This is a genomic window from Massilia paldalensis (genome assembly GCF_044901715.1).
GTDB lineage: Bacteria > Pseudomonadota > Gammaproteobacteria > Burkholderiales > Burkholderiaceae_D > Telluria > Telluria paldalensis.
Map to the genome: position 1 here is coordinate 1,625,057 of NZ_JBJCIU010000001.1, position 22,266 is coordinate 1,647,322.

18 protein-coding genes are annotated in these 22,266 nt (G+C 69.4%); 13 read left to right on the forward strand and 5 right to left on the reverse strand.

Annotation, left to right across the window (positions count from 1 at the left end):
- Positions 1-2: 2 nt before the first annotated feature.
- Entirely contained in the window at positions 3-269 is a 267-nt protein-coding gene (locus ACI1V7_RS07160) for a PAAR domain-containing protein (RefSeq protein WP_404531057.1), read from the forward strand.
- Between the two features lie 24 nt (positions 270-293).
- Here the strand turns inward: ACI1V7_RS07160 and ACI1V7_RS07165 are convergent, their stop codons facing one another.
- The 3 genes from ACI1V7_RS07165 to ACI1V7_RS07175 all read right to left on the reverse strand — a co-directional run bounded on the left by ACI1V7_RS07165 (position 294) and on the right by ACI1V7_RS07175 (position 5,228).
- Positions 294-2,690: a GH36-type glycosyl hydrolase domain-containing protein gene (locus ACI1V7_RS07165; protein ID WP_404531058.1), complete on the reverse strand. Its 2,397-nt coding sequence runs from the start codon at positions 2,688-2,690 to the stop codon at positions 294-296.
- Positions 2,687-4,114 (reverse strand): MFS transporter, encoded by a 1,428-nt coding sequence (locus ACI1V7_RS07170; protein WP_404531059.1) that lies wholly within the window; start codon positions 4,112-4,114, stop codon positions 2,687-2,689. The genes ACI1V7_RS07165 and ACI1V7_RS07170 overlap by 4 nt, the downstream gene beginning before the upstream one ends.
- A 130-nt stretch (positions 4,115-4,244) precedes the next feature.
- Positions 4,245-5,228, reverse strand: coding sequence for a Gfo/Idh/MocA family protein (locus ACI1V7_RS07175; RefSeq protein WP_404531060.1), 984 nt, complete (start codon positions 5,226-5,228; stop codon positions 4,245-4,247).
- Positions 5,229-5,401: 173 nt separating this feature from the next.
- On the opposite strand from ACI1V7_RS07175, the gene wrbA reads away from it, so the two are divergent.
- The 12 genes from wrbA (at position 5,402) to mntP (ending at position 19,592) form a co-directional block, all read left to right on the forward strand.
- Positions 5,402-6,001, forward strand: coding sequence for an NAD(P)H:quinone oxidoreductase (gene wrbA / locus ACI1V7_RS07180; protein WP_404531061.1), 600 nt, complete (start codon positions 5,402-5,404; stop codon positions 5,999-6,001).
- Positions 6,002-6,109: 108 nt separating this feature from the next.
- Entirely contained in the window at positions 6,110-6,805 is a 696-nt protein-coding gene (gene kdpE, locus ACI1V7_RS07185; protein ID WP_404531062.1) for a two-component system response regulator KdpE, read from the forward strand.
- 209 nt (positions 6,806-7,014) lie between these two features.
- On the forward strand, positions 7,015-8,256 hold the full coding sequence (locus ACI1V7_RS07190; RefSeq protein WP_404531063.1) for an ABC transporter substrate-binding protein: 1,242 nt from the start codon (positions 7,015-7,017) through the stop codon (positions 8,254-8,256).
- 1 nt (position 8,257) lies between these two features.
- The gene (locus ACI1V7_RS07195; RefSeq protein WP_404531064.1) at positions 8,258-9,145 is read left to right on the forward strand and encodes a carbohydrate ABC transporter permease; all 888 of its coding nucleotides are present in this window, start codon (positions 8,258-8,260) and stop codon (positions 9,143-9,145) included.
- Between the two features lie 37 nt (positions 9,146-9,182).
- Positions 9,183-10,121 carry a carbohydrate ABC transporter permease gene (locus tag ACI1V7_RS07200; RefSeq protein ID WP_404531065.1) on the forward strand — a complete coding sequence of 313 codons (939 nt, stop codon included), beginning with the start codon at positions 9,183-9,185 and terminating at the stop codon, positions 10,119-10,121.
- A 6-nt stretch (positions 10,122-10,127) separates the two neighbouring features.
- Positions 10,128-11,198 (forward strand): ABC transporter ATP-binding protein, encoded by a 1,071-nt coding sequence (locus ACI1V7_RS07205; protein WP_404531066.1) that lies wholly within the window; start codon positions 10,128-10,130, stop codon positions 11,196-11,198.
- Between the two features lie 99 nt (positions 11,199-11,297).
- Positions 11,298-12,326, forward strand: a complete 1,029-nt coding sequence (locus tag ACI1V7_RS07210; protein ID WP_404531067.1) for a LacI family DNA-binding transcriptional regulator — start codon at positions 11,298-11,300, stop codon at positions 12,324-12,326.
- Positions 12,327-12,421: 95 nt separating this feature from the next.
- Entirely contained in the window at positions 12,422-13,795 is a 1,374-nt protein-coding gene (locus ACI1V7_RS07215) for a GH1 family beta-glucosidase (protein WP_404531068.1), read from the forward strand.
- An 86-nt stretch (positions 13,796-13,881) separates the two neighbouring features.
- Entirely contained in the window at positions 13,882-16,470 is a 2,589-nt protein-coding gene (locus ACI1V7_RS07220; protein ID WP_404531069.1) for a glycoside hydrolase family 3 protein, read from the forward strand.
- Entirely contained in the window at positions 16,467-17,468 is a 1,002-nt protein-coding gene (locus ACI1V7_RS07225; protein WP_404531070.1) for a glucokinase, read from the forward strand. The genes ACI1V7_RS07220 and ACI1V7_RS07225 overlap by 4 nt, the downstream gene beginning before the upstream one ends.
- 11 nt (positions 17,469-17,479) lie before the next feature.
- Complete coding sequence (locus ACI1V7_RS07230) at positions 17,480-18,757, forward strand: sugar MFS transporter (protein ID WP_404531071.1); 1,278 nt, start codon at positions 17,480-17,482, stop codon at positions 18,755-18,757.
- Positions 18,758-19,022: 265 nt separating this feature from the next.
- On the forward strand, positions 19,023-19,592 hold the full coding sequence (gene mntP / locus ACI1V7_RS07235) for a manganese efflux pump MntP (RefSeq protein ID WP_404531072.1): 570 nt from the start codon (positions 19,023-19,025) through the stop codon (positions 19,590-19,592).
- Here the strand turns inward: mntP and ACI1V7_RS07240 are convergent, their stop codons facing one another.
- Complete coding sequence (locus tag ACI1V7_RS07240) at positions 19,593-20,744, reverse strand: acyltransferase family protein (RefSeq protein ID WP_404531073.1); 1,152 nt, start codon at positions 20,742-20,744, stop codon at positions 19,593-19,595.
- Positions 20,741-22,255, reverse strand: a complete 1,515-nt coding sequence (locus ACI1V7_RS07245) for a tryptophan halogenase family protein (protein WP_404531074.1) — start codon at positions 22,253-22,255, stop codon at positions 20,741-20,743. The genes ACI1V7_RS07240 and ACI1V7_RS07245 overlap by 4 nt, the downstream gene beginning before the upstream one ends.
- Positions 22,256-22,266 lie beyond the last annotated feature (11 nt).

The following is a 22,266-nucleotide window of genomic DNA, read 5'->3' on the forward strand; positions in this document are numbered from 1 at the left end:
CAATGCCCAACGTCATCCGTCTCGGCGATCCGACTTCGCACGGCGGCAAGGTCGTCAGCGTTGGCGCCACCGATTTTACGGTCGATGGAATCGCAGTTGCTCGCGTCGGCGATGCGTGCAGCTGTCCCATTAAGGGGCACGAAGGGTGCACGATCGCCGAAGGCGATCCGCACCACACCATCGACGATATCGCCGTTGCCTACGATGGCCACAAGACAACCTGCGGTGCAGTCTTGGTCGCGACGGTTGGACACTTCAGCGTGCGGTGATTCCTTGACCGTCGGCGGCTGCAATCAGGGAACCACGACCTCCAGCAAATAGGTGCGACCGGGCTCTATACCGTCGATGCGAACCTGGTCGCGCCGTACACCGTCGACATGTACCGTGACGCCGTCGACCGCCCCGCGTTTGACGTTGACATCGAACGTCGCCCCGCGAAACGCGCGCACGATCCGCATCCCCGGCCATCCCGCCGGCAGCTGCGGATTCACGGTCAAGCCGTCGGCATCGCCCTTCAGCCCGCACAGGCCTTCGATGATCGACCGGTACACCCACGACACGGTGCCCGTGTTGAACAGCTGGCTCGAGCGGCCCGCCGTGCGCGGGTATTCCTTCCAGGCGCCGCGGTAGTAGTTGGGGATGAAGACGGGCAGCTGGCCGCGCTGCAGGTAGTCGGCTTCGTCGGGGCCGGGGATCATCTTGCGCAGCGCGTTCCAGGCGCGGTCCGTCTCGCCGATCGTGTACAGGCTGTAGATGTAGAACACCGAGGCGTGGTTGTAGACGGCGCCGTTTTCCGCCGATCCCGGGTGCTTCTGCGTGACGCGCCCGACGTCCTCGCGCATGGCGCTGTAGGGCGGGGCGAACATCAGCACGCCGTAGGGTGTGTCCAGCTGGGCGTCCACCTGGGCCAGCATGCGCGCGCGCTGCGCATCGTCGGCGGTGCCGGCCAGGAAGGCCCAGCTCTGCGGGTTCAGGTAGATGCGGCCTTCCTTGTCGGCGGCCACGCCGAACTTGACGTCGTCGTCCGTGATGCCGCGCGCGTACCAGTCGCCGTCCCACAGGTGGCGGTTGGCGGAGGCGTTCATGTCGGCGGCGCCGGCGCGGAAATGGGCGGCGCCGGCGGCGTCGCCGCGCGCCGCGCAGACGTCGGCCCACAGGTTCAGCGCGTAGGCGGCGGCTACCGTCAGCCAGCCGGAGACGCCGCGGCCCTTCCAGCCGACCATGTTCATCGGGTCGCACCAGTCGCCCTGCTCGATGTAGGACAGGCCGCGCTCGTCGCGCTTGTGCAGCAGCCAGTCCATCGCGCGCGAGATGCGCTCGAATGCGCTCAGCGTCGTGCCGTCATGCGTGGCGACGGGCGCGTCCAGGATCGCCATGTCGCCCGTCTCGTCGAGGTAGGCGCGCAGGCACACGGGCAGCCACACGCAGTGGTCGGTGTGCGGGATCTGGTTGATGTACTTGAGTTCCGCGCCTTCGAACAGCAGGATCCCGTCCGGCATGGCGCCGCTGGCTTCCTGCTGGGACAGCGCGTGCAGGAAGGCGGCGCGCGCCACGGCGGGCTTGACGAAGGCCATGCCCATATTGTCCTGCAGGTAGTTGCGGGTCTGCGGGTCGGTGCTGAGGCGGTTGACGTCGCCGTGGTAGAACACTTGGCGCGCCAGCCAGTGGTTGACGAAGTTGTCGAATTCCGGATCGGGCGTCTCGACGCGGATGCAGCCGGCGCCCTGCGCCACGTAGGCCGCGTAGTCGCGCGCGGCGCCAGCGAAGCCTTCCTCGCTCAGGTAGCGTGCGCGCATGGCGGCGATCTCGGCGTCGTCCTTCGCCGGGCCGAACAGGAAGCGGCGCGTCGCCGACTGCGCCGGCGCCAGCTGCAGCCGGTACTGCACGGCCGCCACCGGCGTTTCGTAGCGGGCGTCGCCGCCGGCCAGCAGCGGGGCGCGCACGGCGTCCGGCGCGTGCAGGCCGCCTTCGCCCTCGAACTGCGCCTGGCAGGCTTCCCAGGCGTCCGGCGCGGTCTCGCACAGCAGGTAGGTCTTGTCCTTCAGGTCCTTGTTCTTGAAGTAGTCCTGCAGCTTCTGGTACGGGGTGACGCTGGACGCGACGATGCCGCCGAGGTCGGCCCGGTACTCGGCCGACTGGTTCATCCACGACATGTAGCCGACGGTGAAATAGGGATAGACGCTGATGCGGCGCGAGCGGTCCGACAGGTTGTCGACGGCGAGCGTCCACAGCTCGGCCACGTCGTCGGTCGGCAGCGCCAGGCGCAGCGCGATGCGGATGCCCAGCTTCTCGACCGTCCAGGCGATGTCGGCCTGGCCCACGGAAAACGCGAAGCGGTCGGGCTGCGCGCGCACCGGCTCGTGCGGCGCCGAGAAGATCTCGTCCGTGTCCTCGTCCTTGACGTAGAAGAAGCGGCCCGGGTGGTGCGCATAATAGGCCTGCTCCGGCTGCATGAAGCTCTTCGCCTCGAGGTTCGGCGCATGCGCGTACTTCGCCGGTTCGGGCTGCATGAACTGCGCGGTCGCATAGCCGCGGCAGGTCAGCTGGATCATCATGCGGCGGTTCCACAGGAAGCCGCCGGCCTGGGGCATCGCGGTCGGGCTGGCGAGTTCGTAGCGGGTGCCGTCGTCGGTCGGTCGGAGCATCGGGTTTCCTTCGTTCGTATCGGTGTTGGTGATGATGGCGGTCATGCGGATGGGTCCTTGCGCGCGGCCAGTTCGGCCTGCATGCGCGCGATGCCGGGGGCGTCGAGGTTGTACAGGCACATCACGAGCACGGCGATGAGGGCGAAGCCGGCCGGGATCAGGGACATCAGCCAGACGATGCCCGCCTGCGAGCCGCCGCTCTGCACGGCGTTCGGCACGTAGCCGAGGGCCGTGAAGACGGAGCCGATGGTGGCCACCGCCATCGCCGTGCCCAGCTTCTGGGCGAACGTGGCGGCGGCGAAGGTCATCGCGGTGGCGCGCCGGCCCGTGCGCCATTCGTTGTAGTCGGCCGTGTCGGCCAGCATGGCGAAGGCCAGCGGCGACTTCGGTCCCAGCACGAGCCCCAGCAGCGCCTGCAGCGCGAACATCAGCTGCACCTGGTCGGCGGGGATGACGTAGAACGCCGCCGACAGCAGGGCCGTCAGCGACATCAGGGCGATCATCAGCGTTTTCTTGTCGGCGAAGCGCGTGAGCAGCGGCGTGCAGGCGGCGCCGATCGCGGCGGCGATCATGTAGGTCGGCACGAATGCCGCCATCAGCTCGGGACGGCCGACGACGTACTTGAAATAGTAGGCGGCGCTGGCCGTGCGCAGCGTGATCGTCACCATGATGACGAGGGACAGCACGAACAGCACGATCCACGGACGGTTGACGGCCAGGTCGCGCACGTCGCGCAGCACGTTCGAGCGCTGGCCCGGCGGCGGCGCCACGCGTTCGCGGGTGCCGCCGAACGTCAGCAGGAACAGCACGGTGGCGGCCAGGCCCCAGGCCAGCATCGCCAGCTGCCAGCCGCGCGCGTCGTTGCCGCCGCCCAGCAGGCGCACCAGCGAAGGCGTGGCGGCCGTGACGAGGGTGCTGCCGGCGAAGGCGAAGATGAAGCGCAGGCCGTTGATCGTGGAGCGCTCCTGCGGGTCGGCCGACATCACGCCCGACAGCGCGTTGTAGGGGATGTTGACGCAGGTGTAGCACACCATCATGAGCAGGTAGGTGCCGTAGGCCCAGGCCAGCTTGGCGTCGCCCTCGAGGTCCGGCGTCGTGTACGTGAGGACGGCGGCGCCGGCCAGCGGGATGCTCATCCACACGAGCCAGGGGCGGAACTTGCCGAAGCGGGTCGCCGTGCGGTCGGCGGCGGCGCCGATCATGGGATCGGTGAAGGCATTCACGATCTTCACGGTCGACATCATCGCGGCGGCCGCGGCGGCCGAGATGCCGAAGGTATCCGTATAGAAGATCAGCAGGAAGGTGGCGACATTGGTCCAGTAGAAATTGAAGCCCATGTCGGCCACGCCGTAGGCGAGCTTTTCGCGCCAGCGCAGCGGTGCGGTCGCGTCCCGTCCGGCCGCCGTGTCGGCGGAAGGGGCGGGCGCGCGGGTGGGCGCGGCGCCGCCGCGGATCCGGTGTTCGAGCATGCGAGTCTCCTGATATGTATGTTGCGCACCGCTTCTGCGAGCATTTCTGATAGCGCTAACACTTCGTGCGAGTATGCCCCGGGACGGTGGCCGTGTCAACGCGCCCGGCGTGCACCGTGTGTGTCCGGCCTCAGTCTCCCGGATAGCGCACGCCCACCTGGCGGCGGATCTCGTCCAGCACGCCCATCAGCGCCAGCGTCTGCGCATGCGGCATCAGCGGACTCTCGATGTCCCCGGCCAGCCAGCAGCGTTGTGCCTCGATCGCCTCGTGCACGTAGCCGTTGCCGAGGTAGGGCGTGTCGATGGTGCGGCTGTTGCCGTCGGCATCCGTCAGGGTCAGCGTGGGCGGACGGTGGAAGGGGGCGTCCAGGCGCAGCCGGCCACGGTCGCCGGACAGCGTCATGAGGCCGGGCGTGCGCGCCTTCAGCGAGCAGGCGCCCGTGGACAGGGCGCCGTCCGCATGGTGCAGTGTGAAGACGGTCTGCAGGTCGACGCCGGTCGGGCCGAGCTCCGACTGCGCCTGCACGGCCGCCACGGGCCCGAGCAGGAAGGCGGCCAGGGACAGCGGATAGATGCCGACGTCGAGCAGGGCGCCGCCGCCCAGCTGCGGATTGAACAGGCGCGCCTCCGGATCGTAGGCGGCCGCGAAGCCGAAGTCGGCATGGGCCTGGGTGACGGTTCCGAGCTCGCCGGAAGCGACGATGCGGCGCGCTTCCAGTAGGCCTGGCAGGAAGCGCGACCACATCGCCTCCATCAGGAACAGCTTGCGTTCGCGGGCGCGCGCCACGACCCGCTCCGACTGGGCGCGATTGAGGGCGAACGGCTTCTCGCACAGCGCGCCCTTGCCCCCGTCCAGCATGGCCAGCGCATTTTCCGCGTGCAGCGAATGCGGGGTCGCGATGTACACGAGGTCGACGTCCGCGCAATCCGCCAGCGCCTCGTAGCTGGGCAGGCGCAGGGGGATATCGAACTCGCTGCCGAAGGCGTCGGCACCGTCCTGGCTGCGCGAGGCCACGGCGGCGAGGACGGCGCCCGGCGTCGCGCGCAAGCCGTTGGCGAAATCGCGGGCGATGCGGCCGGTGCCGAGGATGCCCCAGCGGACGGTGTCGTTCATGCGTGTCTCCTGTCGTGGTTGGTGCGGGGATTCTGGCCGATCGGGTACGGGCCGCCCAGCTGTTGATCCTGACAGGGTAGCAGACGAACCCGCCGGAAGGCGGATGCCGCTGGACGGCGGATTGGTTTAGCATGACTTTTTCTTGTCGAACGACTCACTGAAAGGGGAACAGCATGGCGAAGGTACTGGTTCTGTATTACTCCACCTATGGTCACGTCGAGCAGATGGCGAATGCCGTCGCCGAGGGCGCGCGCGGTGCCGGCGCCACCGTCGCCGTCAAGCGCGTGCCGGAGACGGTGCCGGAAGACATCGCGAAGAACGGCCACTTCAAGCTCGACCAGCAGGCGCCCATCGCCACCGTGGACGAGCTGGCGGATTACGACGCCATCGTGATCGGCGCGCCGACCCGCTACGGCCGCATGCCGTCGCAGATGGCGGCCTTCCTCGACCAGACGGGCGGCCTGTGGGCGCGCGGCGCCCTGAACGGCAAGGTCGGCGCCGCCTTCACGTCGACGGCCACGCAGCACGGCGGCCAGGAAGCGACGCTGTTCTCGATCATCACGAATTTGCTGCACTTCGGGATGGTCGTCGTCGGCCTGCCGTACAGCTACGCGGGCCAGATGACGCTGGACGAAGTCGCCGGCGGCGCACCCTACGGCGCCACTACCATCGCCGGCGGCCAGGGCCAGCGCCAGCCGAGCGCCCTCGACCTGGACGGCGCCCGCCACCAGGGCGAGCTGGTGGCAAAGACGGCCGCCAAGCTGTTCGGCTGATCCGGCGCGGTACTCCGCCCGCCGCGCAAGGTGGCGGGCGCGCTTCCTTTGCCGTGTCCAGAGACATTTTTTACGCCGCTTTTACGCCCGATCGCTTACCATCCCGGCATGAACCGTGATGTCGCTCCCGTTGCGCTCCTCGTCGAGGACGAACCGCAGATCCGCCGCTTCGTGCGCATGGCGCTGGAAGGCGAGGGCTGGACCGTGCACCAGTCCGAGAATCTGAAACGCGGCGTCATCGACGCCGGTACCCGCACCCCCGACCTGATCGTCCTCGACCTCGGCCTGCCAGATGGCGACGGCGTGGACCTGATCCGCACCGTGCGCGCCTGGAGTCCCGTGCCGATCATCGTGCTGTCGGCGCGCGTGGACGAAGCGGACAAGATCACGGCGCTCGACGCGGGTGCGGACGACTATCTCACCAAGCCCTTCGGCACGGGCGAGCTGCTGGCCCGCGTGCGCGCGGCGCTGCGGCGCCAGCACAAGGCGGCGGGCGAGCCGGCGTCGACGGTCGCCTTCGGCAACGTCGTCGTCGACCTGCAGAAACGCCAGGTGACGCGCGCCGGGGAGCCGGTGCGCCTGACGCCCACTGAATACCGGCTGTTGTCCGTGCTCGTCGCCCACCTGGGCGAGGTCGTCACGGCTCCCCAGCTGCTGCGCGAGGTGTGGGGGCCGGCCAACCGCGAGAACGGGCACTACGTGCGCATCTACATGGGCCATCTGCGCCAGAAGCTGGAAGACGATCCAGCCCAGCCGCGTTACCTGCTGACGGAGACGGCGGTCGGCTACCGCCTGCAGCCTTAGTGTTGTTATATGGCGTTGCCGGCCCGCACGATTGCCCGGAATCCCACCTGCTCAGCCATTTTTGTAGGAAAATTCACCGGATATTTTCTATTTGACACTAATTTCGGCCCGGTGCTATAGTCCGGCAAAAGTCATGGGAGCGTTTCCAACGACGCCCCGCAAATGACAGCCGAAGGACCGCCATCGATGGCGGCCGCATGGAGACAACGATGGTCCGATTCCGCAAGGCCTGGCTGGCCGGCGCGTGGCTGTGCGCCGCGCCGTGGGCGCACGCCGCCGCCCCGATGCCGGCGCAGGCCGAAGTCATCCACTGGTGGACGTCGGGCGGCGAATCGGCGGCCGTCAAGGAGGTGGCCGCCGCCTACCGCAGCGCGGGCGGCGCCTGGGTCAATTCGGCGATCGCGGGCGGCGACCAGTCGCGCGCCGTCACCATCAACCGCATCATCGGCGGCAATCCCCCCACGGCGGCCCAGTTCAACACCTCCAAGCAGTTCCTCGACATCATCGAGGAAGACATGCTCAATCCCGTCGACGACGTGGCGCGCCGCGACGACTGGGACCGCGTGCTGCCGCAGCCGATCGTGGACGCCATCAAGTACCGCGGGCACTACTACGCCGTCCCCATGAACATCCACATGCAGACGTGGATCTGGTACTCGAAGGCGGCCTTCGCCCGCGCCGGCATCGCGCGCGAGCCGCAGGACGTCGACGAGCTGTTCGCCGCGCTGGACAAGCTCAAGGCCGCCGGCCTGGTGCCGCTGGCGCACGGCGGCCAGGCCTGGCAGGAAACGATCCTGTTCTCGCTGATGCTGTCCAACCTGGGCGGGCGCGACCTCTACCTGCGCGTGATGCGCGACCGCGACCAGGCGGCGATCCGCTCGCCGGCATTCCGGCGCGTGCTCGTTGCCTACAAGCGCCTGCAGGCCTACGTGGATCCGGCCTCGCCGGGACGCAACTGGAACGATGCCACGGCGCTCGTGATCGCGGGGCGGGCCGGCATGCAGATCATGGGCGACTGGGCCAAGGGCGAATTCACGGCGGCCGGCCAGCGCCCGGGCCGCGAGTTCGGCTGCCTGCCCGGACTCGGCCCGGACAGCCCCTACCTGATCCAGGGCGACGTGTTCGTGTTTCCCAAGACGGGCAAGGCGGACGCGCTGCGCGCCCAGAAGCTGATCGCCGACGTCGTCGAGCGGCCCGCCGTGCAGGTGGCGTTCAACCGCCTCAAGGGGTCGATCCCTGTGCGCACGGACGCCGACCCGTCCGCCTTCGACGACTGCGCGCGCAAGGGCATGGCGATCCTGCGCGACCGCGCGCGCCCCGTCGGCGTGGCCGAGGTGTACCTGACCCCGGACCAGAACGGCGCGTTGCAGGACGTGCTGACCGCCTACTGGAATACCCCGATGCCCGTCGAGCGGGCCCAGAACAGCATCGCCTCGGCGCTGCGCTACTGACATGCAGCGTCCCGCATCCTCCAAGTTCCTGTCCTGGCTGGCGCCGCGCGCGGCGCTGCTGCCGATGGCCCTCGTGGCGCTGGTCGGCTACGTGGGCGCGGCCTGCTGGACGCTGTGGATCTCCATGACGGGGTCGCGCACCTTCCCCAGCGGCAGCTTCATCGGCCTGGCCCAGTACCAGCGCCTGTTCGACAACGAACGCTGGATGCTGTCGCTGCACAACCTGGCCGTGTACGGCGTGCTGTTCGTCGTCGCCTGCGTCGTCATCGGCTTCCTGCTGGCCGTGTTCATCGACCAGGACGTGCGCGGCGAAGGCGCCTTGCGCACCATCTTCCTGTATCCGTATGCGATGTCCTTCGTCGCCACCGGCCTGGTGTGGCAATGGCTGCTCACGCCGGGCGACGGCATCGACGGCGCCATCCGCGCGCTGGGCTTCCCGGGCTTCCGCCTCGACTGGATCGTGTCGCAGCACAGGGCGATCGTGGCCGTCGTGCTGGCGACGGTGTGGCAGGCGTCCGGCCTCGTCATGGCCCTCGTGCTGGCCGGCCTGCGCGGCATCGACCCGGAAATCTGGAAAGCGGCGCGCCTGGACGGCATCCCGGCCTGGCGCGTGTACCTGCAGATCGTCGTGCCGATGCTGTGGCCCAGCTTCGCCACCATCTTGCTCCTGCTGGCGACGTCGGTGGCGAAACTGTACGACGCCGTCGTCGCCATGACCCAGGGCGGCCCCGGCATCGCCAGCGAAGTGCCGGCCAAGTTCATCATGGATCACCTGTTCCTGCGCTCGAACGTGGGGCTGGCGTCGGCCGGCGCCATCGTGCTGCTGGTGCCCGTGCTGGCACTGTTCGCGCCCTACGCGTATGCCCGCAGCCGCAGGGCGGCTGCATGAAGACCACCCGTCGATGGACACCGAAGAAGGATACCCGATGAGCCGTCAATCGATCGCCCGCCCGCTGCCGCTGCAGGGGGCTTCCACCCAGGGCGCCGCCCGGCCGCGGACGCGCGCGCGCCGGCGCCGCCTCACGCCGGCCCGGATCGGTGTCTACGCTTTCCTGCTGTGCGCGGCGGCGTTCTTCCTTGTGCCCCTGTACGTCATGCTCGTCACCTCGGTCAAGCCGATGGAAGAGATCCGCCAGGGCGGCATCTTCGCGCTGCCGCACGCGTTCACGCTGGAGCCGTGGCGCCAGGCCTGGAGCGGCGTGTGCACGGGCGCGGCCTGCGAGGGCATCCGCACGGGGTTCCGCAATTCCGTCGCCATCGCGATCCCCAGCACGATCCTGCCGATCCTGCTGGGGGCGATCAACGGCTACGCGCTGTCGTTCTGGCGCCCGCGCGGGGCCAATCTCCTGTTCGGCATCCTGCTGGCCGGCGCCTTCGTGCCCGTGCAGGTGATGATCTATCCGCTGGTGCGGGTGCTGGCGCTGGCCGGCATCTTCGGCTCGCTGCCCGCCATCGTGCTGGTGCACACGGTGTTCGGGCTGCCCGTCATGACGCTGCTCTTCCGGAATTACTACTGCAACGTGCCGCACGAGCTGTTCCAGGCCGCGCGCATCGACGGCGGCGGGTTCTGGCGCATCTTCGTCCAGGTGATGCTGCCGATGTCGCTGCCGATCGTCGTCGTCGCCGCCATCATGCAGGTGACGGGCGTGTGGAACGACTACATCCTGGGCCTCGTGTTCGCGGGAAGGGACAACCTGCCGATGACGGTCCAGCTGAACAACGTGATCAACACCACCACCGGAACGCGCCTGTACAACGTCAACATGGCGGCCACGATCCTGACCGCGCTCGTGCCCCTGGCGCTGTACTTCGTGTCCGGGCGCTGGTTCGTGCGCGGCATCGCGGCCGGCGCCGTGAAGGGATAGTCAGGCATGTCGAACGTCACACTGCGCAAGCTCTCCATCACGCTGGGCGGCAAGGACATCATCCGCGACCTCGACCTGCACGTGGAGCCGGGCGAATTCCTCGTGCTGCTGGGTCCTTCCGGCTGCGGCAAGTCCACGCTGTTGCACAGCATCGCGGGCCTCGTCGACACGAGCGGCGGGCTGGTGGAGATCGGCGGCCGCGACATGACGGACGCCGATCCCAGCGAGCGCGGCATCGGCATGGTGTTCCAGTCGTATGCGCTGTATCCCACGATGACGGTCGAGGACAATATGTCGTTCGGCCTGAAGATCGCCGGTACGCCGAAGCCCGAGATCAAAATGCGCGTGCGCGAGGCCGCCGAGATGCTGCAGCTGGATGCGCTGCTCTCGCGCAAGCCCGCGCAGCTGTCGGGCGGCCAGCGCCAGCGCGTGGCGATCGGCAGGGCGCTTGTGCGCCAGGCGCGCGTGCTGCTGTTCGACGAGCCCCTGTCGAACCTCGACGCCAAGCTGCGCGCCGAGCTGCGCCGCGAACTGAAGCTGCTGCACCGGAACCTGGGCTCGACGATGATCTACGTGACCCACGACCAGGTGGAAGCGATGACGCTGGCCAGCCGCATCGTCGTCATGCGCGGCGGCGAGATCCAGCAGGTCGGCGCGCCGGTCGACGTGTACGAGCGGCCTGCGAACCGCTTCGTGGCCGGTTTCCTGGGGGCCCCGGCGATGACCTTCGTCGATGGCCACCTGGCGGCCGACGGCACGTTCGCCGCCGACGGCATCGCGCTGCGTCCCGATCCCGGCTGCATGACGGGCGCCCTGGGTGCCCGGCCTGCCGTGCTGGGCGTACGCGCGGAGCACGTGGACGTCGTGGAGCCGGGCACCGCCGGCAGCCTGCGCGGCGAGGTGGCGCTGGTCGAGCCGATGGGCAGCCACCAGGTCGTGTGGGTGAAGGTGGGCGGCGCCAGCTTGCCGGCGCTCGTGCATGCGCCTCGCTGCTGGGCGCCGGGGGAGGCGGTGGGCGTCCTCATCGACCCGGCGCGGGTATCGCTGTTCGACCCCGGGACGGGCGTGCGCCTGTAGGGCCGTCATGCAAGTTCGCGCAAAGGAAGGTGCGGGAGAGGGCGGTCCTGCGGTATCCTTCGGGTTGGCGGCAACGCCTGTCTTCATGAGGATCAGTTTGTGGCAACTATCAAGGATGTAGCGAAACTGGCGGGCGTCGGCCTGGGAACGGCGTCGCGCGTGGTCAGCGGCAAGGGCTCGGTATCGCCCGCCACGCTGGCGCGCGTGAAGAAGGCAATCGACGAGCTGGGATTCCGGCCCTCGCACGCGGCACGGGCGCTGCTGTCCGGCTCCAGCCGCATGGTCGGCGTCTACATTCCCGTCCTGTCCGGCACCTTCTACACGCCGATCCTGCAGATCATCGACACGGAGCTGCGCGCGGCCGGCGTGCACATGGTGCTGGCCTTCGGCGTGGGCCTGGGCGACGAGCGCCGCCAGGCCGTCGAGGGCGTCGAGTTCCTCATCGAACGGGGTTGCGACGGCCTGGTCGTCATGACCAGCGCGCTGCTGGAGGAAGACATCGCGGCGCTGGGCCTGAAGGCGGGCCAGCTGGTCGCGCTGAACCACAGCTTTTCCTCGATTCCGGACCAGTGCTTCACGGTCGACCACGCGCTCGGCGGGCGGCTTGCCGCGCGCGCGCTGCTGGACCACAAGCACCGCAAGATCGCCGTCATCGAGGGCCCGCGCCGCCTCGCCGACAACGTCGCGCGCGTCGACGGCTTCATGAGCGAGCTGGCCGAGCAGGGCATCGATCCGGCCAGGGTGTGGCGCATGGAGAGCGACTTCTCGCCGGCCGGCGGCTGGGCCGCGGCCAAGCAGCTGCTCGATTCGGACTACGGCTGCACGGCGCTGTTCTGCGCGAACGACGAGATGGCCGTCGGCGCGCTGTCCTATTTCCAGGAGGCGGGTATCCGCGTGCCGCACGACCTGTCCGTGATCGGCTACGACGACACGCCCAGCGCCGCCTTTTCCGCGCCGCGCCTGACCTCCGTGCACATGCCGTGGCGCGAGATGACGCAGAACGGCGTGAACGCCTTGCTGAACCTGTGCTACGACGTGCGCCGCACCGTCACGCGCGACTTCCCCGTCAGCGTGACGCTGCGTGCCTCGCTCGCCACGGCCGCCGGAGGCAGGCGCAAGGCCGCGTGAGGAGGCCTGCCCGCGACCCGGCGTGCCGACCGCGCGCTTTTTTTTGACCGAAGGCTGGAAAGCTTTCCAATCACATGATGACAAGAACGGAGACCATGAGCACACCATCCAGCGACCCCGGCCTGCCACGGCGCGGCGACTTTCCGCAGGACTTCCTGTGGGGCTGCGCGACGTCCTCGTACCAGATCGAAGGCGCCGCCGACGCGGACGGCCGCGTCGAATCGATCTGGGACCGCTTCGCCGCCACGCCCGGCCGCATCCGCGACGGCTCCAGCGGCGCCGTCGCCTGCGACCATTACCACCGCTGGCCGCAGGACCTCGACATCGCCCGTGACCTGGGCCTGAACGCCTACCGCTTCTCGATCGCCTGGCCGCGCATCTTCGGGGAGGCGGGCGGCGCGCCGAATGCGAAGGGGCTGGATTTCTACGAGCGCCTCGTCGACGGCATGCTGGAGCGGGGACTGCAGCCGTGGGCCACGCTGTACCACTGGGACCTCCCGCAATACCTGCAGGAGCGGGGCGGCTGGAACGAACGGGCCACCGTGCACGCCTTCCTCGACCTGGCCGACGCCATGACGCGCCGCCTGGGCGACCGCGTCAAGCACTGGATCACCCACAACGAGCCCTGGTGCACGGCCATCATCGGCAACTACGAGGGCTGGCATGCGCCGGGCAATACGGACTTGCGGACGGCGCTGCAGGTCTGCCACCACGTGCTGCTGTCGCATGGCCTGGCAGTGCCGCTGATCCGCGCCAACGTGTCCGATGCGAAGGTCGGCATTTCGCTCAGCCTCCATCCGCTGCGCGCCGCCACGGCCGACCCGCGCGACGTCGCCGCCATGGAGCGCCACGACGGCCTGCGCTACCGCTGGTTCCTCGACCCGCTGCATGGTCGCGGCTATCCGGCGCAGACGCTGGACCTGGTCGGCGCCAGTGCACCGCGCGTGGAGGACGGCGACATGGAGGCGATCGCCGTGGCCACCGACTTCCTCGGCGTGAACTACTACTTCCCGGAGACCATCGTCGACGACCCGGCGCACGGCCCGCTGCGCGCCCGCGTGCTGGAGCCGCAGGCCGGCGAGGGGCGCGAGATCACGGCGATGGGCTGGCCCGTGGAGCCGGCCGGCCTGGCCGAGCTGCTGGCACGCGTGCAGCGCGACTACCGCCCCGGTCCCCTCTACGTGACGGAGAACGGTTCCTGCTACGACGACACGGTCGACGCCGACGGCGCGATCCGCGACACGGCAAGGACGCGCTACCTGCAGCGCCACCTGGCCGCATTGCACGCCGCGCAGCGCGACGGCGTCGACGTGCGCGGCTATTTCGCCTGGAGCCTGCTGGACAACTTCGAATGGGCGGAAGGCTACCTGCGGCGCTTCGGCCTGGTGCACGTGGACTATGCGACGCAGGAGCGGCGCCTGAAGGACAGCGGCAAGTGGTACGGCGCTTTCCTGCACGGCGGCGATTGACAGCGCGGCCGTTTCCATTCAATATTGGCAAGGCCGATTGGAATCGTTTCCAATCGGCCCACAATACCAAGAATGGGAGACAAGGCATGAACAAGCACAGCGCCGCGGCGCACCTGGTTCCGTACGCCCTGGCACTGGCCGTCGCATTGACGCTGCCGCTCGCGCCGACTCTGGCAGCGTCCGCGAGCGCCGCGAACGCCGCGGAACAGCGGGCCGCCTGGCCGCAGGCGAAGAGCGCGATCGCGAAGGATCCGGCCATCGAGGCGCGCGTCGCCGCCATCGTGGCGAAGATGACGCTGGCGCAAAAGGTCGGCCAGATCACGCAGGCCGAGATCAAGGCCGTCACGCCGGACGACGTCCGCAAGTACTACCTCGGCTCCGTGCTGAACGGCGGCGGCAGCTGGCCCGGCAACGACAAGCATGCGCGTGCGGCCGACTGGCTCGGGATGGCCGACGCCTACTACGACGCGTCGATGCGCACCGACATGGCCGTCAAGGTGCCCATGATCTGGGGCACGGACGCCGTGCACGGCCACAACAACGTCTACGGCGCCACCATGTTCCCGCACAATATCGGCCTGGGCGCCGCGCGCGACTCGGCGCTGGTCGGCGCGATCGGCGCCGCGACGGGCAAGGCGGTGCGCGCGACGGGCATCCTGTGGGCGTTCGGCCCCACGGTGGCCGTGGTGCGCGACGACCGCTGGGGACGTACCTACGAGAGCTTCTCGGAAGATCCGAAGCTGGTCGGCGAGATGTCGGGCGTGTACGTGAAGGGCATGCAGGGCACGTTCAAGGACGACGGCAACGTCATCGCCAGCATCAAGCACTACATCGGCGACGGCGGCACGGAGCACGGCATCAATACGGGCGTGACGAAGGCGAGCGAGCGCGACATGCTCGCGATCCACGCGCCCGGCTACGTGACGGGCCTGCAGGCGGGCGCGCAGACCGTCATGGCCTCGTTCAACAGCTGGGACGACGTGGCGACGGGAGAAAAGCACGGCAAGCTGCACGGCAGCCGGCGCGCCCTGACGGGCATCCTGAAGGACGAGATGGGCTTCGACGGCTTCGTCGTCAGCGACTGGAACGGGATCGGAGAAGTCGCGGGCTGCAGCAACGACCGCTGCGCGCAGGCGATCAACGCCGGCATCGACATGGTGATGGTGCCGAACGACTGGAAGGCCTTCATCGCCAACACGATGAAGGATGTCGAGGAAGGCCGCATCCCGATGGCGCGCCTGGACGATGCCGTCAGCCGGATCGTCCGCGTCAAGCTGCGCGCCGGCGTGTTCGACCACAAGCCCTCGCAGAGCGCGTACGCGGGCAAGGACGATGCGCTGCAGGCACGCGAACTGGCGCGCCGCGCCGTGCGCGAGTCGCTGGTGCTGCTGAAGAACGAGGGACCGGCGCTGCCGCTGGCGCGGGCCACGCGCATCCTCGTCGTCGGCAAGGCCGCCGACAGCATGGCCAACCAGACGGGCGGCTGGGCGCTGACGTGGCAGGGCACGGCCAACACGAACGCCGATTTCCCGCATGCGGACACGATCCTCGCCGGCCTGAAGGCGGCCGGCGCGCAAGTCACGTACAGCGCGGATGCGAAGGGTGTGGATCCGGCCCGTTTCGACGCCGTGATCGCCGTGATCGGCGAGGCGCCGTATGCGGAAGGGGACGGTGACATCGTGCCGTCCGGGACGCTGCGCCATTCGAGCCGCTATCCGGAAGACCTGGCCGTGCTCAAGGCCGTGCACGGCAAGGGCAAGCCCGTCGTCACGGTATTCCTGTCCGGCCGTCCGCTGTGGGTCAACGACCTGCTGAACCTGTCGGACACCTTCGTCGCCGCCTGGCTGCCCGGCACGGAGGGCAAGGGCGTGGCCGACCTGCTGGTTGCGCCGGCGAGCGGCAAGCCCTACGACTTCCAGGGCAAGCTGTCGTTCTCGTGGCCGAAGGGCGTGTGCCAGACGCCGCTGAACGTGGGCGACAAGGACTACGCGCCCCTGTTCGCCTACGGCTACGGCCTGCGCCGCGGCGAGCGCTCGACGCTGGGCCTGCTCGATGAGCGCTACCCGGCCGGCGGCTGCATCGCCTCCAATAGCTGGCCCCTGTTCGGACCGGCCGACCGCGCCAGCTTCCCGCTGCACTTGAGAAGCGCCGCCAAGGTGCAGCCGCTGGGCCAGGACCTGAACGCCACGACGACGCTGCCGGGCATCTCGGCGGCCGTCGCCCAGATCAATACGCAGCAGGATGCGCGCCTCGTCACCTGGACGGGCCCGGCCACTTACGAAGCCCGCGGCACCCGCCCCCTGGCCCTGCCGGCGGCGCTGGCGAACGGCGGGGCCCTGCGCTTCGACACGATGGTGCAGTCGGCTCCGGCCGGCAAGGTCACGATCGCCATGGCCTGCGACGGCGCCGCCGCCTGCGGCACGCCGCTAGACGCGACGACACTGTTCGCGCGCCTGGCCGGCAAGGGCCGCCAGTCGGTCCGGATTCCGCTGGCCTGCTTCACGGCCAGGGGCACGAAGCTGGACGCGGTGACGACGCCGTTCAGCGTGACCAGCAGCGGCCCGTTCGCCGCCGCCTTCGGCAATATCGACGTGCTGGGCAGCGGCAAGGATGCGCAGCCGCCGTCGCCACAGGCGGCACCCGCCGTGGACGTCGCGTGCGGAGAGCTGCAATGACGCTGCGCCTGCTCGCTGACATCGGCGGAACGAACGCCCGTTTCGCGCTGCAGGCCCCGGGCGGCGGTTTCGCCGACCTCGAGGTGCTGCCTTGCTGCGAGCACGCGACGATCGGCGCCGCCATGGACGGCTACCTGGCCCGCGCGGCCGCCCGTGGCGTGGACACGGCCGGCGTGCGCGCGGCGGCGCTGGCGATCGCCAACCCCGTCGAGGGCGATGCGGTCGCGATGACGAACCACCACTGGCGCTTCTCGATCGAGGCGCTGCGGCGCGAGCGCGGCCTGGAGACGCTGCTCGTCGTGAACGACTTCGCGGCGCTGGCCATGGCGCTGCCGCACTTGGGCGACGAGGGACGCATGCGGGTCGGCGACGGCGACCATGCCTCCGTGCCGGGCCGGCCCATCGGCCTGGTGGGTCCCGGCACGGGCCTGGGCGTGTCCGGCATCGTCCGCTGCAACGGCCGCTGGATGGCGCTGCCGGGCGAGGGCGGCCATGCCAGCTTCGCGCCCGTCAGCCGCCAGGAGATCCGCATCCTCGAGGCGCTGTGGGACGAATTGGGACAGGAGGAAGGCCACGTGTCGGCCGAGCGCCTGCTGTCCGGCATGGGCCTGGAAGCGATCCACCGTGCGCTCATTGGCCCACTCATCGGCCAGCCTGGCGGCGAACGCCTGGGCGCGGCCGACATCACGGCCAGGGCGCTGGACGGCAGCTGCGCCGCCTGCCGCGCCACCGTCGACGCGTTCTGCGCGATCCTCGGCAGCGTCGCCGGCAACGTGGCGCTGACGCTGGGCGCCACGGGCGGCATGTACATCGGCGGCGGCATCGTACCGCGGCTGGGGCCACTGTTCAATGCCTCCGGCTTCCGCCGCCGCTTCGAGGACAAGGGACGCCTGCGTGGCTACCTGGCGAAGATCCCGACCTGGGTCGTCACGGAACCGTACCCTGCGCTGCGCGGCGTCGCTGCGTTGCTGGACGAACACGCGGCCGCTGCCGCCTGAGGAGAGAGACCATGGAACATACCGCCACCAACCGGCCGCTGGCCGCGACGCCCGCCACCGGCGGCACGACGGCGCCGCTGGTGATCGTCACCATCCTGTTCTTCATGTGGGGCCTGCTCACGTCGCTGAACGACGTGCTGATCCCGCACCTGAAGGCCATCTATACGCTCAGCTACGTGCAGGCGATGCTCGTGCAGTTCTGCTTCTTCGGCGCCTACTTCATCGTGTCGCTGCCGGCCGGCGCCTTGATCCGCCGCGTCGGCTACCAGGCCGGTGCCGTCATCGGCCTTGCCATCGCCGCCTGCGGCTGCGCGCTGTTCTATCCGGCCGCCACCAGCGGCTACGGCCTGTTCCTGTTCGCCTTTTTCGTGCTGGCGAGCGGCATCACGATCCTGCAGGTGGCGGCGAACCCGTACGTCACCGTGCTGGGGCCGGCCGCCACCGCGTCGAGCCGCCTCACGCTGACCCAGGCGTTCAATTCGCTCGGCACCACCGTGGGCCCGGCACTGGGCGGCATGCTGATCCTGTCCGGCGCGGCGGCCGTCGGCGCCGACCAGGTGGCCGCGCGTGCCCGCGAGGCGGCTGCCGTGCAGGGCCCCTACCTGGCGCTGGCGGCGGCGCTGGCGATCCTCGCCGTGCTGTTCGCGCTGGCGCGCCTGCCGAAGATCGTGGACGGTGACGACCCGGCCGCCGCGCTCGACGGCGTCAAAGGCTCGGCGCTCGCGCACCGCCACCTGGTGCTGGGCGCCGTCGCCATCTTCCTGTACGTGGGCGGCGAGGTCAGCATCGGCAGCTTCCTCGTGAATTTCCTGGGCGAGCCGGGCATCGCGGGCCTGGCGCCCGCCACGGCCGCCCACTATGTCAGCCTGTACTGGGGCGGTGCGCTGGTCGGCCGCTTCATCGGCTTCGCCGTGATGCGCACGGTCAGCCCCGGCAAGGCGCTCGCGTTCAACGCGGTGCTGGCCATCGCCCTCGTGCTGTGCGCGATGTTCACCAGCGGGGGCGTGGCGATGTGGGCGATCCTGGCCGTCGGCCTGTTCAATTCCATCATGTTCCCCACGATCTTCAGCATGGCGCTGCATGGATTGGGGCGGCACACGGGCCAGGGCTCCGGCATCCTGTGCATGGCCATTGTCGGCGGGGCCGTGGTGCCGTTCGCGCAGGGCTACCTGGCCGACACGGCCGGCCTGCAGGTGTCGTTCATCGTGCCGGCGCTGTGCTACGGCTTCATCCTGTATTTCGGTCTGAAATACGCAAACCTTTATCGGCTGGAGACCGGCGCGGCTTGACGACCGGGCGGGTCTCCTTTGCCGGCGCGGGGCTGCATTGCCTGCGCCGGCTTTTTTCTTTGGCGGGGATGGTGTAACATGCCGCATCCCATCGGGGAGTAGCCTGCTTCCGTCCCCCGGAAGTTCCCGCATCAACATGCTCGGCAGCCAGCGGCGGCCGTGGTGCGGGCGCCGTCAAGGTTGGCAAGACCGTTGGTATGCCTGCGCGCCGTGTCGGGCCGCGCCGGCATGCCTTCGTCCATGCCCGACCGGAAAAAGAATTTCCATGAATTTCATCGCCACCGCCGCGCTGGCCCTCGCCATGTCCACCGACGCCTTTGCCGTCGCCATCGGAAAGGGGGCGGCCCTGCAGCGGCCGCAATGGCGCGAGGCGCTGCGCACCGGTGCGATCTTCGGCGTCATCGAAGGCTGCACGCCGCTGATCGGCTGGGCGCTGGGCCAGGCGGCCGCGCCCTATGTCGAAGCCTGGGACCACTGGATCGCCTTCGTGCTGCTCGGCTTCCTGGGCCTGCGCATGCTGCGCGAAGGCTGGCTGGGCGACGACGAGGACGAGGACGACAAGCCCCAGAGCCACTCGTTCTGGCTGCTCGCGCTGACCGGCTTCGCCACCAGCATCGACGCCATGGCCGTCGGCGTTGGCCTGGCGTTCATGGACGCGGACATCCTCAGCACGGCCGGCGCGATCGGCTTCTGCACCTTCATGATGGTGACGCTCGGCGTGATGCTGGGCCGCGGCCTGGGCAAGGTGGCGGGCAAGCGCGCGGAACTGGCCGGCGGCGTGGTGCTGATCGCGATCGGATCGATGATCCTGCGCCAGCACCTGGCGGGCGGCTGATCAGCCGGCCGCCGTCTGTCCCAGCGGCTGCCCCTCGCGCGCCAGCAGGCGCCGCCCTAGCCATCTCCGCACGGGGATGTCGTACCAGACGAGCAGCGCCCAGGCCAGCAGGATGGAGCCCAGCAGCGTCGCCACCGCGACCGGCGCTCCCTGGACCAGCGTGATCTTGTTGTTCGCCACCCAGGCGGTATAGGTGTAGACGAACGGGTAGTGGACGATGTACAGCGGATAAGAGATCGCGCCCAGGAAGCCGCAGACCCGCGCCATCGGGCCGGAACCCGCGTCGCCGCTGGCGCCCAGCCACACGACGAGCGGGAACAGCACGACGATGGCCACGGCCTCGTACAGGCCGTTCATCCACAGTGTGTCCGGCCCGCCGAAGCGCGGCACCGCGAGGGCCGCCGCCAGCACGGCGGCGCACAGGGGAAACGCGTGGCGGATGCGCCCGGGGCGGACGACGCGCGACAGCAGCAGCCCGGCGAAGAACGGATACATGAGACGCGTGAAGCCCAGTTGCAGCTGCACGGGGTCCAGCGACCAGCCGCCGATCACGTCGCCGTTCGGCCCGAACACCGTGTGATGGACGAGGGCGCAGCCTGACAGGAAGACCAGCACGGCCAGCAGGCCGTTCGAGAAACGGCGCACGACCAGCGCGTACAGGATGTTGGCGACGTATTCGAAGAACAGCGACCACGCGGGTCCGTTCAGCGCATGCATTTCTCCCCAGCCGCGCAGGTCCATCGACGGCGGCAGGGGCAGCAGCGTCATCCCGACGACCATCACGAGCAGCAGCTGCCACGGGGGCGTGTCCGCGATCTTCGGGAAGACGGGGCTGGCCTGGAAGTAGAACATCAGCGCGCCGACGACCATGGCGACGACGATCATCGGATGCAGGCGCACGAGTCGGCGGCGGAAGAAATCGCCCGCCGACATGCGGTCCCAGCGGTCGTCGTAGGCATAGCCGATGACGAAGCCGGACAGCACGAAGAAGAAGTCGACGGCCAGGTAGCCGTGGTTGATCAGCTGCTCGAAACGGCTCGTTGCATGGGCTTCGAACAGGTGGAACGCCACCACCAGCACGGCAGCCACGCCGCGCAGGCCGTCCAGGATCGGGTAGTGGCGCTTGCTGTCGGCGAACGCGCCGGCCGTCACGGCTTGCCCGCGGGGCAGTATTTGCGCACGTAAGCCTCGTGCTGGGGCAGCCGCGCCACCTGCTGCGCGACGCTGTGCCGGATGTTCTCCAGGAAGCCCTGCAACTCGGCGTCGCCCATCAGGTCCGCGCTGCGGTGGTGCTGTTCCGGATGGAGGCCCTGGCCCAGCATCACCTGCACCCAGGAGTTCTCCGCGAACAGCTCGTTGGCGATGCGGAATACCTGGCCCGTCTCGCGGAACAGCGCGATGCGGTGGCGCAGCGCCTCCGGCACCTCCATCGCGGCCGCGTCGTGCCAGTACGGCGTGTCGCGGCGGTTGGTGACCTTGTAGTGGGCGATGATGAAGTCGCGGATCTGGCGGATGTCCGCATCGGCCTGGCCGTTGAACTCGTCGACGTCGGCCTGGCTGATGCCGTCGGTGGGGAAGGTCTGCAGCAGGCGCACCAGCGCGCGCTGGATCAGGTGGATGCTGGTCGATTCGATCGGTTCCAGGAAGCCGCTGGCCAGGCCCAGCGCCACGCAGTTCCTTGCCCACACCTGCTTGCGCTGGCCCGGCGTGAAGCGGATCACGCGGGGCTCCGTCAGCACGCGGCCTTCGACGTTGGCCAGCAGCGCGGCGCGTGCCGTCGCGTCGTCGACGTAGCGGCTGGAGAACACGATGCCGTTGCCCGTGCGGTGCTGCAGCGGGATGCGCCACTGCCAGCCCCAGTCGTGCGCGATCGAGCGCGTGTAGGGCACGGCGGGGCCCACGGACTCCGTCTGCACGGCGATGGCGCTGTCGTTGAACAGCCACTGCGACCAGTCCTCGTACCCGACGCCCAGGGCCTGGCCCAGCAGCAGGGAGCGGAAGCCCGTGCAGTCGAGGAACAGGTCGCCCTCGATGCGGGTGCCGGAATCGAGCACGAGCGCGGCGATGTCGCCGCCGGCGTCCTTGTCGACGGAGGCGATCCTGGCCTCGATGCGCTCGACGCCGAAGTGCTCGGAGAAGCGGCGCAGGTAGCGCGCGTAGCGGGTCGCGTCCAGGTGGTAAGCGTAGTTCAGGCCTTCGTTCGGCAGGTGGCCGAAGCGGTTGTCGCGCGCCGCCGCCAGTTCCAGGCAATAGTCGCCGTAGTCGCCGGCCAGGCCGCGTTCGCGGCCCTTGTGCCAGAAGTGCTGGAAGCCGGCCGTCCAGTGGTCGGTGCCGGTCATGCCGAACGAGTGGATGTAGTCCTCGCCGCGCTGGCGCCAGCCCTCGAAGGCGATGCCCAGCTTGAACGTGGCCTGGGTCGCGGCCATGAATTCCTGCTCGTCGATGTCGAGCAGGCGGTGGAAGTGCACGAGGCTGGGGATCGTCGCCTCGCCTACGCCCACCGTGCCGATCTCGTCGGATTCCACCAGTTTGATGTCCAGCACCTTGCCCAGCGTGCGCGAGAGCGCCGCCGCGGCCATCCAGCCGGCCGTACCGCCGCCGGCGATGACGATGCGGCGTACCGGGCGGCGCCCGGCGGCTTGTTGTCGATTGCTCGTCTCCATGGTCTCCTCGG